The 11,984-nt window shown below is 67.6% G+C and carries 9 protein-coding genes and 1 tRNA gene; 5 read left to right on the plus strand and 5 right to left on the minus strand.

What is annotated here, in order from left to right; all coding sequences use genetic code 11:
• Positions 1-78 precede the first annotated feature (78 nt).
• Positions 79-2,442, plus strand: a complete 2,364-nt coding sequence (locus tag GGR12_RS08565) for a TonB-dependent receptor (protein ID WP_183204008.1) — start codon at positions 79-81, stop codon at positions 2,440-2,442.
• A gap of 103 nt (positions 2,443-2,545) precedes the next feature.
• On the opposite strand, the gene GGR12_RS08570 is transcribed toward GGR12_RS08565, so the two are convergent.
• Positions 2,546-3,787 (minus strand): serine hydrolase domain-containing protein, encoded by a 1,242-nt coding sequence (locus GGR12_RS08570; RefSeq protein ID WP_183204009.1) that lies wholly within the window; start codon positions 3,785-3,787, stop codon positions 2,546-2,548.
• Positions 3,788-4,046: 259 nt separating this feature from the next.
• Between GGR12_RS08570 and GGR12_RS08575 the strand changes: the two genes are divergently transcribed.
• From GGR12_RS08575 to GGR12_RS08585, 3 genes are all read left to right on the plus strand, one after another.
• Positions 4,047-4,685 carry a glutathione S-transferase N-terminal domain-containing protein gene (locus tag GGR12_RS08575; protein ID WP_183204010.1) on the plus strand — a complete coding sequence of 213 codons (639 nt, stop codon included), beginning with the start codon at positions 4,047-4,049 and terminating at the stop codon, positions 4,683-4,685.
• Positions 4,682-5,977, plus strand: coding sequence for a spinster family MFS transporter (locus GGR12_RS08580; protein WP_183204011.1), 1,296 nt, complete (start codon positions 4,682-4,684; stop codon positions 5,975-5,977). Before GGR12_RS08575 ends, GGR12_RS08580 begins: the two co-directional genes overlap by 4 nt.
• Positions 5,978-6,039: 62 nt before the next feature.
• A complete protein-coding gene (locus tag GGR12_RS08585; RefSeq protein WP_183204012.1) occupies positions 6,040-6,927 on the plus strand; it encodes an SDR family NAD(P)-dependent oxidoreductase in 888 nt (295 codons plus the stop codon).
• A 40-nt stretch (positions 6,928-6,967) separates the two neighbouring features.
• On the opposite strand, the gene GGR12_RS08590 is transcribed toward GGR12_RS08585, so the two are convergent.
• From GGR12_RS08590 to GGR12_RS08605, 4 genes are all read right to left on the minus strand, one after another.
• Positions 6,968-8,539, minus strand: a complete 1,572-nt coding sequence (locus GGR12_RS08590; protein ID WP_183204013.1) for an AMP-binding protein — start codon at positions 8,537-8,539, stop codon at positions 6,968-6,970.
• A gap of 98 nt (positions 8,540-8,637) precedes the next feature.
• Positions 8,638-9,687 carry a serine hydrolase domain-containing protein gene (locus tag GGR12_RS08595; RefSeq protein ID WP_183204014.1) on the minus strand — a complete coding sequence of 350 codons (1,050 nt, stop codon included), beginning with the start codon at positions 9,685-9,687 and terminating at the stop codon, positions 8,638-8,640.
• Entirely contained in the window at positions 9,687-10,460 is a 774-nt protein-coding gene (locus tag GGR12_RS08600) for a GntR family transcriptional regulator (RefSeq protein ID WP_183204015.1), read from the minus strand. The genes GGR12_RS08595 and GGR12_RS08600 overlap by 1 nt, the downstream gene beginning before the upstream one ends.
• 506 nt (positions 10,461-10,966) lie before the next feature.
• Positions 10,967-11,056: transfer RNA gene (locus GGR12_RS08605), tRNA-Ser, on the minus strand.
• Positions 11,057-11,126: 70 nt separating this feature from the next.
• Between GGR12_RS08605 and GGR12_RS08610 the strand changes: the two genes are divergently transcribed.
• On the plus strand, positions 11,127-11,951 hold the full coding sequence (locus GGR12_RS08610; RefSeq protein WP_246328825.1) for a septal ring lytic transglycosylase RlpA family protein: 825 nt from the start codon (positions 11,127-11,129) through the stop codon (positions 11,949-11,951).
• The last annotated feature ends 33 nt before the right edge of the window (positions 11,952-11,984 follow it).

Below are 11,984 nucleotides of genomic sequence, written 5' to 3' on the forward strand. Positions count from 1 at the left end.
GCGAGCAGATCGCCAGTGTCGTACCGCCATCAGCCGGCACCAAAAAGCCGGCGCTAAAACATCAGGGGAGGAAAAGGCATGTTACGCTTGCTTGCGTGCTCGTCGATCGCGTTGATTGCGGCGATGGGTCCCGGGGTCGCCATGGCCCAGACCAGTGGTTCGGATCCGGCGCGCCAGGCGGCCGACGAACAGACTGCAGCCACCCAGTTGGGCGATGTCGTTGTCACGGCCCGCCGGCGCGAGGAAGCGATCCGCGACGTGCCCGCCACGATCACGGCCCTGACCGACGAACAGCTGGAGGCCAAGGGCCCTGTCGAGGGGACCGGCGACCTGCTCCAGACGGTGCCGGGCGTGCGCTTCAACGGCGTCCAGGCCGAGAACCTCGCCGAGATTTCCATCCGCGGCTCCGGCACCCAGCGCGCGACCAGCGCCGATTCCGCCGTGGGATTGTTCGTGAACGGCGCCTATGTGGGCAGCAGCACGCTGGGCGGCCGCAACTTCAAGCGCATCGACTATTTCGACCTGTCCCGGATCGAGGTCCTCGAGGGGCCGCAGGGCGCGCTCTACGGGCGCAACTCCGAGTACGGCACCGTCAATATCGTTCTGGCCCGGCCGGCGTTCCGGGACGGCGGCCGCGTTTCGGCGACCTATACCGACGACCTTTCGCAGATGCGCGTCGAAGGCGTCGTGAACCAGCAACTGAGCGACACGGTCGCCGTCCGGTTCGGAGCCCAGGTCACCGGCCAGGGCGGGGGCATCTACTACAACCCCAATCAGGACAGCTACTACGACCACACGGACGGCTACATCGTCCGTGGTCAGGTCCGCTACAGCGACGGTCCGGTCGATGTGAACCTGCTCGTCGATGCGATGGACATGAACCTGCCGACCTTCGCCAACCAGTGGGTGATCCCGGCCGGTCGTCTGCCGACGCTGCCGCTGGGCTACACCGGCCCACGCTATGACATCCCGCAGGACGTGGATAACGGGCTGCACCAGACCGTGCAGCGGGCGATGCTCACTGCCGACTACGATTTCGGCTGGGCGACCCTGACGTCGACGACCATGGCCCTGCAGTCGGAGTCCGCCCAGGACTTCGCCGGAGGCGTCGATCTCGCGACCCAGGCCATGTTCCAGTCCCAGGGACAGATCGGCTTCTACCCGCTGGCCCAGACCTCGACCTTCGCCGAGGACAAGACGCTCTATCAGGATGTCCGGCTCGCCGGCGAAGCGATGGACGGCAGCCTGCAGTGGCTGGCAGGCGCCGAAGCCCTGATGCAGGACGACTTCTACACCCGTGACACGGTGACCAGCCCCTGCGTGCAGACGGCCACGTCCGGCATCTGCGGCGGCACGCCGACCCAGCCGATCTGCTACCGGTTGACGCCAACGGCGCTGAACTGCCCGACGGTCTTCCCTCGTCCGTTCGGCAGCCACCGGGTCGCCCCGTCCGAGTACCGCTCGGGTGCGGTCTACGGCTCGTTGAAGTATGATACCGGCCCCTGGTCGGTCAGCGGCGAGCTCCGCTACAGCCGCGACGACAAGACGGCGACCCAGAGCGATTTCAACCTCTACACGACGACACCGGTCGGGACCTCGACGACCTACACCTTCGAACAGGACAACCTGAGCTACGCGGCGATGGCCAGCTATCGTCTGACCGGGTCGATGCCGACGCTCCTCTACGCCCGGACCGGAACCGGCTACCGCGCCGGCGGCGTCAACAACGGCGCGGTCGTTCCGGTCGCCCCGAACCCGCTGCGTCCGACCTATGAGAACGAGGACACCACCAGCTATGAAGTCGGCCTGAAATCCGACCTCACCGACAACGTCTTCCTGCGTGTGTCGGCATACGCCTCGGAAACCGACAACGCGATCGCCAGCGTCCTGGACGGCTGTACCGTCCTGAACGTGTGCGGCCAGGTGGGCTCGGTGTTCAACATCAACGGCGGCACCGTCGAGGTCCGCGGTCTCGAGGTGGCGCTGGACAGCAAGTTCGATGTCGGGCCGGGCCAGCTGACGCTCAACCTGAACGGGGCGCGCCAAGAGGCGGAGTGGGTCGAGGTCGTCACGGCTCCGGGCGCCCCGGTTCTGGGCAGCTCGGTGGCGCAGACGCCGGACTGGACCATGTCCGCCAACGTCAACTACGCCCAGCCGATCGGCGAGAACCTGACCGGCTTCTTCAACATCGCCTACAACGGTCAGCGCGGCGGGGTGCAGGATACGGCCACGGCCACCGCGCCGGCCATCCCGCTCGAGGACATCGACAACATCGATGCCCGCGTCGGCTTCAACTACCAGCGGACGACCGTGGCCTTCTTTGTGAAGAACCTGACCGACGAGGTCATCCCGGTGCTCAAGCTGCAGCAGGGCGATATCCCGCTGGCCAACCGCTACAGCCGCCCGCGGACCTTCGGCGTCACGCTCGGCTACCGCTGGTAAGACCGAAGCGGTGCACATGAAAACGCCGCTTCCGCCTCACGGCGGGAGCGGCGATTTCGTATCTGGAGGTCGTCGCCGCCCCGTAACGGGAGGGGCGCAGGCGTCAGATCAGGGCCGAGTAGATCAGCGTCTTCAGTTCACGGCGGATCGGATAGAGCATCGACGGGCTCATCTGGGTCATGAACACCATGTGCAGCTTCTCGACCGGATCGACGAAGAAGGCGGTGGTGAACATTCCGCCCCAGTAGAACTCGCCGACCGAGCCCGGGATCATCGCCCTGGCTACGTCCTGCGTCACCGCAAAGCCCAGGCCGAAGCCGATGCCGCCGTTCTGGGTCTCGCTGAACAGGGAGCGCGACAGGGTCGACAGGTCTGACTTTCCGGGCAGATGGTTCATGGTCATCAGCTCGATCGTCTTGCGGCCGAGAATCCGGGTTCCATCCAGTTCGCCGCCGTTCGCCAGCATCTGGCAGAAGCGGTGATAGTCGAGCGCGGTCGAGACGAGGCCGCCGCCGCCGGATACCAGGTTCGGCTTGCGCAGCCAGACGCTCTCGGCCCCGCGGTCATACATCACCCGCCCCATGGCCGGTCCGGCCCAGGCGTAGCAGTCGGGCAGGCGGTCAGCCTTCTCGGCCGGCACGGTGAAGCCGGTGTCCTTCATGCCCAGCGGTGTGAAGATCCGTTCAGCAAGGAAGCGGTCGAGCGGCATGCCGGAGACACGCTGGATCACGGCGCCGAGGACGTCGGTCGAGACAGAATAGTTCCATGCCTCACCGGGCGAGAACTCGAGAGGCAGACGGGCGAGGTCGGCTACAAAGGTGTCGAGATCGGCTTCGCCGTACCAGTTCTCGACCGGTCCAGCGTCGGACTTGCTGGTCCGATAGGCGGCGTCGATGTTGCTACGGTTCTGAAAGCCGTAGGTCAGCCCCGAGGTGTGGCGCAGCAAATCGAGCATCCGCATCGGCTCGGTCGCCGGCCGGGTCGCGAACGGCACGCCCGCGCCGCCGCCGTTGTAGACGCCGACGTCCCTGAACTCGGGCAGAATGTCATGGACGGGGGTGTCGACCGCGACCTTTCCCTCCTCGACCAGCATCATGAAGGCGACCGAGGTAATCGGTTTGGTCATGCTGGCGATTCGGAACATCGAGCTTTCGTCGATCTGCCGGGCAGAGCCTTCCCGCGCCACGCCCTGACTGCTGAAGTGGGCGATTTCGCCGCCCCGGCTGATCAGGATCTGGGCGTGGGGCAGCTTGCCCGTGTCGAGATAGCGTTCCTTCAGGAAGGCGTCGATGCGATTGAGTTTGGCGGCGTCGAAGCCGTATTTTCCGGGCGCCTTGGCAAGCATGTCATTCCCTCCGCCGGTCGCCATCTTCGGCTCTCCGTTTGACGTTCCCCTCACGGACCAGCCGCGATGGGAGCGTGGGGCCGTGTTCTGGCGGGCCGGGTGTAAGCCTCATTAAAACCGGTGCGGCGACGCTTAACGCCGCAATTTTCTGTACCACCACAACGCATCAATTGTCGTACAAAATTTTTGACTTTCAGGCCTGACCGGTCGATGACTGAGGCAGCCGTCGGAAGAATGCGGAGCGGGGAGGGGCGCGGCAGTGATCGAGCTCTATCATTGTATCGACGCCCGCTCGTTTCGGGCGCTCTGGGCGCTCGAGGAGATGGGGCTGCCCTATCGCCTGCACGTTCTGCCGTTCCCGCCGCGTGTTCATCAGCCCGGATATCTCGAGCAGAATCCTCTCGGCACCATCCCGCTGATGATCGACGGCGAGGTGCGGATGACCGAATCCGCCGCCATCCCCCAGTATCTGGCGACCCGGTATGGGCCGACGCCACTGGCCGTCGGGGTCGAGGAGCCGGACTACGGGCTCTGGCTCGATTGGCTGCATCGCAGCGAGGCGACCCTGACATTCCCGCAGACGATCGTGCTCCGTTACACCCGGCTCGAGCCCGAAGAACGGCGGCTGCAGCAGGCCGCTGACGACTACGCCCAGTGGTTCCTGTCGCGGCTTCGGCACCTTACGCGCGCGCTGGCGGATGGCCGCGAGTGGCTGTGCGCCGGGCGGTTCACGATGGCGGATCTGTGCGTCGGCTACGCCCTGCTGTTCGCCCGCACCCTGAACCTCGACCACAAGTTCAGTCCCGAGGTTTCGGCCTACTGGGACCGGCTTTCCGCACGCACGGCCTTCATCGCCGCGCAGGCAGCGCAGACGTCCAATCCCGAGGAGCTCGCATGACCGCCCCGACGACCCCGACGTCTGCCGCGATCGCCGTCCCGATCCACGGTCGTTGGTATCCCCGCCTGGTGCTGGCGATGCTGCTGATCGTCTACATCTTCAACTGGCTGGACCGGCAGATCCTCGGGATCCTGGCTCCGGCGATCAAGGCGGACCTGGGCCTGTCCAACACCCAGCTGGGTCTGTTGGGCGGCCTGGCCTTCGCCGCACTTTACTCCACCCTGGCCATTCCGCTGGCGGTGATCGCCGACCGTACGAGCCGGACGTGGGTGATCACCCTCTCCATGGTCGTCTGGAGCGGCTTCACCGCCCTGTGCGGGATGGCGAACAGTTTCTGGTCCCTGTTCCTCTTCCGACTCGGTGTCGGGGTGGGCGAGGCCGGCGGCGTCGCGCCCAGCTATGCCATCATCTCTCAATATTTCCCGCCCGAGCGCCGGGCGCGCGCCATCAGCATCTATTCGCTGGGCATTCCCGTCGGCCTGGCCTGCGGGGTTCTGTTCGGCGCGGCCATCGCCAGGGCGGTCGACTGGCGGGCGGCTTTCATCGTCGTGGGCCTCGCCGGGGTGATCATCGCGCCGATCTTCCGCCTCGTGGTCAAGGAGCCGCCGCGCGTCGCCACATCGAAGGCGGACCGCGTCCGCGCCGGCGCCGTATTCGCCATCCTCGCCCGGAAGCCCAGCTTCTGGCTGCTGGCCTTCGCCGCAGCGATGAGCAGCACAGCCGGCTACGGCCTGGCCTTCTGGACGCCGTCCATCCTGATGCAGACCTTCGGTTTCGACCTGAGCGTCGTCTCCTACTTTGTCGGCTCCCTGCTGCTGGTCGGCGGCGTGGGCGGCGTCTTCCTCGGCGGCGTGCTGGCTGACCGGCTGGGCAAGGCGGACCGCGGCGCCTACGCCGGCGTGTCTTCCCTCGCCTGGGTCCTGACCGCGCCCCTGTTCATCGCCGGCTTCCTGTCGTCGTCGCCGACGCTCGCCTGGGGGCTGCTGCTGATCCCGAATGCACTGAACATCCTGTTCGTCGGCCCGGTGACCACCGCCGTCCAACACCTCGTGCCGCCGCAGATGCGCGCGACCGCGGCGGCCTGCTTCATGCTGATCAACAATCTGGTCGGCATCGGCGCCGGATCATGGTTGCTGGGCGGATTGAGCGACGTCCTGACCCCGCAGTTCGGCGCCGAGGCGCTGCGCTATTCGGCGATCGCCCTTGTCGGCCTGTATTTCGTCGCGTCCGCGCTCGCTCTGTTCGCGGTGCGTCCGCTGCGACGTGACTGGGTCGAGGAACCGACGGCCTGACCGCTTTCTCCGGAGGCCGTCGTGCGCGGCGGCCCGAGCCGGACCATCGAAAGGAATTTTGTATGCGTATCGATCTCTCGGACCGCGTGGCGATCGTCACCGGGGCGGGCGGCGGCCTCGGCGCCGCGCACGCGATCGCGCTTGGCCGCCGCGGCGCCAGGGTCGTCGTCGCGGACATGAACGCCGAGGCGGCGGCTGCCGTGTCCGATCAGATAGTCGCCGCCGGGGGCGAAGCCCTCGCCTGTGGCGTCAGCGTCACCGATCAGGCGGGCGTCCAGGCCATGTGCGACGAGGTGATGGCGCGCTGGGGCCGGATCGACATTCTGATCAACAACGCCGGTGTCTTGCGCGACCGAACCTTCGCCAAGATGGACCTCGACGACTTCCGACTGGTGCTGGACGTGCATCTGATGGGATCGGTGAACTGCACCAAGGCGGTGTGGGAAATCATGCGGGCCCAGAACTACGGGCGCATCGTCTTCACCACCTCCTCGTCAGGTCTGTACGGCAGCTTCGGCCAGGCCAACTATTCCGCCGCCAAGATGGGGCTGGTCGGCCTGATGCAGACGCTGGCGCTTGAGGGCGAACGCTACGGCATCCGGGTGAACTGTCTCGCACCCAGCGCGGCCACCGGCATGACCAACGACCTCTACTCGCCCGAACTGCTGGCCGGACTGGACGCCTCGCTGGTCAGCCCGGCGGTGGTGGTCCTGGCCAGCGACCAGGCGCCCAACCGCGCGGTCCTGCTGGCCGGGGCGGGGAGCTTCGAGCAGGCTCACGTCACCATGACGCGCGGCGTCTTCCTCGATGCGGGGGACGCGACCGCGGAAGCCCTGCTGGATCGGCTGGACGAAGTCGCGCACCGAGAGGGCGAGAGCATCCCGGCGCGCGGCGAGGAGCAGCATCGCTACGAGATGGGCGTGCGCGCAGCGCAACGGGTTGACGCCTGAGACCTGAACTCCGGGATGGTCGCCGCACATGCGGCGACCGTCAGCTTGCGCTGTAGGTCGCGCGCAAGCGAATCTTGTCGACCTTGCCGGTCGAGGCCAGCGGCATGGCCGGCACACGCAGGACGGAATCCGGAATCCACCACGAGGCGACGCGTCCGCGGATGGCGTCAAGCAGGGCTTCGTCGCTGATCTCGTGGCCCTCGCGCACTTCGACGATCAGGATGGGGCGCTCGCTCCACTTGACATCGGCGCGGCCGATGACGGCCGCCAGCGACACTTCGGGCAGGGCGCAGACGAGGGCCTCGATCTCCGCCGGATTGATCCATTCGCCGCCGGACTTGATCAGATCCTTGGCGCGTCCGGTGATGACCAGATTGCCCTTGCGGTCGATCTTTGCGAGGTCTCCGGTGTCGAACCACCCGTCGACGTCGACGACGGGCTCGGTCTGGCCGAAATAGCGTTCAATGACCGCGGCGCCGCGGACGTGGAGCCGGCCCTCGTTCTCCCTTTGCTCGGCAAGGGGAACGCCGTGCTGGTCGGCTACCATTAGATCCACGCCAATCGCCGGACGGCCCGACACCGCGGCCTGACGATCCGGATCGCTGAGGACGCCGAACACGCCGACCGGCGACAGCTCGGTCATGCCCCAGCTGTTCTGCACCACCACGCCCAACTGTTTCTCAAGCCGTTCCATCAGCGCGGGCGGCGTCGGCGCGCCGCCGAGGATGATCCTCTCCAGCGAGGGTAGTTTGGCGCCGCTGGCGTCCAGATGCTCGCATAGGCCCAGGAAGACCGTCGGCACGCCGACGGCGACCGTCACGCCTTCGGCGGCGATCAGGCGAGCGAGGCTGGCGCCGTCGGTGTGCCGGCCCGGCAGGACCATGCGGCTGCCGGCCGCCGGCAGGGCGAACGGCAGACCCCAGGCGTTGGCGTGGAAAAGGGGCACGATCGGCAGCACCACATCCGTGCTGCGCGCCGCCAGCACGTCCGCCTGCAGCATTTTCATGGTGTGCAGGAAGCTGGAGCGGTGAGTGTATGTCACGCCCTTGGGCGCGCCGGTCGAACCCGAGGTGAAGCAGAGACTCGACGCCGTCGTTTCATCGAACCGGCCCCATTCGACAGCGTCCTCCGCCGCGGACTCGACCATGGGTTCAAGCGCCATCACCGCGGCGCGCGCATGGGTGTCTGCGGTCTCGCCGTCGATAACGAGGATGCGCTCCAGACCCGCCGCGTGATCCGCGACGTCGAGGATCAGCTTCATCAGGTCGGCGCTGACGATGACGATGCTGGCGCCGGACTGATCCAGCATCCAGGCCAGCTGGACGGCCGTCAGGCGGGGATTGAGCGTGTGGCACACCGCGCCCATGCCCATTATCGCGTACCAGGATTCGACGTGGGCCTGGGTGTTCCAGGCCAGGGTCGCGACGCGGGCGCCGGCCGTCACGCCGAAGCCGGACAGCACGGTCGAGACCTTGCGGGCGCGTCGGCGCAACTCCTCATAGGTGACCCGGGCGCTGTGTTCGCCGCCGCGGGCGGTGACGACTTCAGCTTCGGAATGCCATTTCGCCGCGTGATCGATAAGCTTGTCGAGCGTCAGGGAAAAGGCTTGCATGCTGCCGTCAATCACGGGCGCGTGTCCTGCATCTTGGGGAGGGGTGGGCGACCGCCCCTAAGGCCGGAGCGGATCGCGTCGTACGGTTCGTGCCGGCCTCAGCCGATCACCTTCATCAGACGCAGCCAGAGCTGCTGGTCGAAGTCCCGTTCGTTCGTGGCGGCGCCGGTCCGCACCACCACCAGATTGCGGCTGGGCACGACGTAGAGGCGGCGGTCGAAGGCGCCGAGCGCGCCGACAAGATCGGCCGGCGCCGCATCGATCAGCGGGCCGTCGCTGCGACCGACCAGCGGACGCATGACGTACTCGCCGCCGTTCAGCCACCAGAGCCGGCCGTAGGCGGGGTTGGTTTCCGAGCGTGCGAACAGGGCGTTCAGTTGCGCCTCCGAGACGACGCGCGTCCCGTCCTGCGCCACCCCGCCGTGCAGGATCATCAGGCCGAAGCGCGCGACGTCGCGCGGCGTCGTCACCAGTCCGGTGTCATTGCCGACCGAGGCCAGAGCGGCCGGGCGGCGGCGCCACTCGGTGTTGGCCATGCCGATCGGGGCCGTGAGCCACTCGCGCGTGATCACGTCCAGCGGCTGGCCGGCGGCCGCCGCGACGATACGCTTGGACACGGCGTAAACCGGGGTGTTGTAGAAGAAGGTCGTGCCCGGCTCGGCGGTGTAGCCGAACCGTTCGTCCAGTCCCGAACTCATCGTCAGGATGTCGATGACGCGGATACGGGCTTCCTGGTCCGGCGTGGCCTGCGACCAGCCGGAGCCGAGGTAGGCCGACACCGGCCGCTCGACGTCCAGCAGGCCCTTGTCGACGGCGATGGCGGCCAGGACCGCCACAAAGCTCTTCTGCTGGGAGGCTACGTCCTCGAGCAGGCCGCCGTCGGCGGCCTGGCCGTACACGAAGTTGGCGAACATCCGGTCGTCTTCCGGCGCCGCCCAGGTCTCATCGATCAGGAGAGCGCCGTTCTGGATTACGATGAAGCCGGTCGAGCCGTGGTTACGGACGTAGTTGAGCAGGTTGCGCAGATCCGCCGACGGGGCGGCCTGCGGCGTCGGTTCGGCGGGAACAGTCGCGCAGGCGACGCCCGACCCGACAGTCAGGGCGGCGAGCGCGACCGAAGCGAGCACGCGGAGATACAGGCGCGACATTATCCGACTCCCCCTTCAGCGACCGTACGACGTTTGCGTGGCGCGCCCGGTCGCGGCGACGACGCTTCAGTTCGCATGCGCGGGCCCCGCGCCAGCATGATGCGGGCGACTTCGCCCTGCATGAAGTAGAGGATGTCGCGCGCCGACTTGCTGGCCCGCTCCGCATCGCGGTCGATCAGGGCTGCGCGCACCTGGCGCCAGTGCTCGTACGGCCCGGGGCCGTCGACGGTCAGCGCCAGGGCGACATAGGAGAAATGGAAGCGCGTCTTGCGGCGGACGACCTCGATCATGCGCTGCGCGTCGGCGCTGGCGCACGCTGACATCTCGCTGAAGATCGCCTCACTGATCTCGATGATGTTCTCGGCCGGCGCCCCGTGCTCCGCCGCGTCCAGCAGGCGGTCGATGTTGGCGATCAGGCCGCGGATGACGGCGTCCGATCCGCGCAGGCAGGCGAAGCGCGCAGCCAGGCCGTACAGCGCGGCGCGAACCTCATACAGGTCGAACACTTCCTCGACCGAGGTGGTCGAGACGCGCGCGCCCCGGTTCTCCTCGATCTCGATGAGACCGTCGTCGGCGAGCGTGCGCAGGGCGCGCCGCACCGTCGAACGGCCCACGCCGAATTCTTCGCACAGGCGGACTTCGCGCAGCCATTCGCCCGGCGCCAGTTCGCTCTTCTGGATGCGTACCCGAAGGGCGTGGGCGATGTCGTCGGCGGTCGGAGCGGGGCCCTGGGGCGCCGCGTCCTTGCCGGACTGGCCTGATGTATTCGCCATATCTCCCAAGGACCTGTTCTCCCTCAGCCTCGACAGGAGCCTGCCGACGCCACCCTCGTCATTCCTATTTCGCGCCGTTCGCTCGAGCAAGAAGTTTGTCTCATGTTGCTGCGTGATTGTTGTACAATACATCGCTCCTGGCGCAACTCGCTCAGCCAGGACCCCCCACAGGCGGTGGTGCTCCTGCTGCCCTGTCGAATTCAGCCTCGGCGCTGTAGCTACAGGATCGTCCAACGGCGTCGCAGGATCGGTGCCAGGTTCTGGCCAGGGAGACGGATGAGCTGCAGGCGCAGCGAAACGCCGCGATGGGCCGCAGGGTGGGGGCTCTCTCGCCGGGATCACCGCGCGGGCGCAGACCATGGCAGAGACGCGCGACCGTTGACGCGGAGAAGCGGGTGAGAATGGTGAAACTCGACCGCCGACGGTTCGGAAACGCGCCAGAACCGCCCCGGAAGTCCGGGGCGTTCGGGGCGTGGGGTTGAGAAGAGAGCCTTGGAGGCGGTCGGTGGCGGACAGGGTGGGATTCGAACCCACGGTAGGCTTCCACCTACGGCGGTTTTCAAGACCGCTGCCTTAAACCACTCGGCCACCTGTCCGTGTCCCGCGAGCGGACAAGCCGCATAGCGTCAAACCCGCCGTTAACCAAAGCGGAAATATCCGCCCGGCATGCTATGGGGCCTCAAGGGCTGGGACATGGCTGCAAGATTTCTCAAGGCCGCGACGATCGCGGCGCTGTTGTCGCTTGTGGCCGCCTGCGCGGGCGCGCCGCGTCCGGGCGGCGGGCGCGTGCCCGTGGTCACCGATCCGGCCCCCATCGTGTCCGGCACCATGCGGCCCTACCAGATCCGCGGCCGCTGGTATCATCCCGCCGAACAGCCCGGCTATGACGAGACCGGCCAGGCCTCCTGGTACGGCGATCAGCACCACGGCCGGCCCACCTCGACCGGCGAGCTGTTCGACCAGTACGCCCTGACCGCCGCCCACAAGACCCTGCCGCTGCCGGGCCTGGTCGAGGTCACCAACCTCGCCAACGGCCGCACCATCGTCGTGCGCATCAACGACCGCGGCCCGTTCGTCGACGGCCGCATCATCGACCTGTCGCGCGGCGCGGCCGACGCGCTCGGCATGCTTCAGCAGGGCGTCGGCGAGGTCCGCGTACGCTACCTCGGCTTCGCGCCGCGTCTCGGTTCGTCCCAGCCCCTCCGCTACGCCGCCGCGGTCGCCCCGGCGCCGGCGGCGCCCGCGCCCGCCGCCCCGAACGAGAGCGGCGCCTACTGGATCCAGGCCGGGACCTTCGCCGATCGCGGCAACGCCCGCCGGGTCGCCGACCGCCTCGGCGAGCGCGCCGTCATCGACATGGTCCGCCAGGGCGATTCGACGCTGTACCGGGTTCTCATCGGCCCCTGGCCTGATCCCAACGCCGCGGAACAGGCGCGTCAGGCCGTGGTCGCACGCGGTTACGCCGACGCCCTGTTGATATCGGCCCGCTAAGGCTTGCCTCATCGCCCGGCGCCGCCATTGTGC

Origin of the sequence: Brevundimonas lenta (genome assembly GCF_014196335.1) — a bacterium.
GTDB lineage: Bacteria > Pseudomonadota > Alphaproteobacteria > Caulobacterales > Caulobacteraceae > Brevundimonas > Brevundimonas lenta.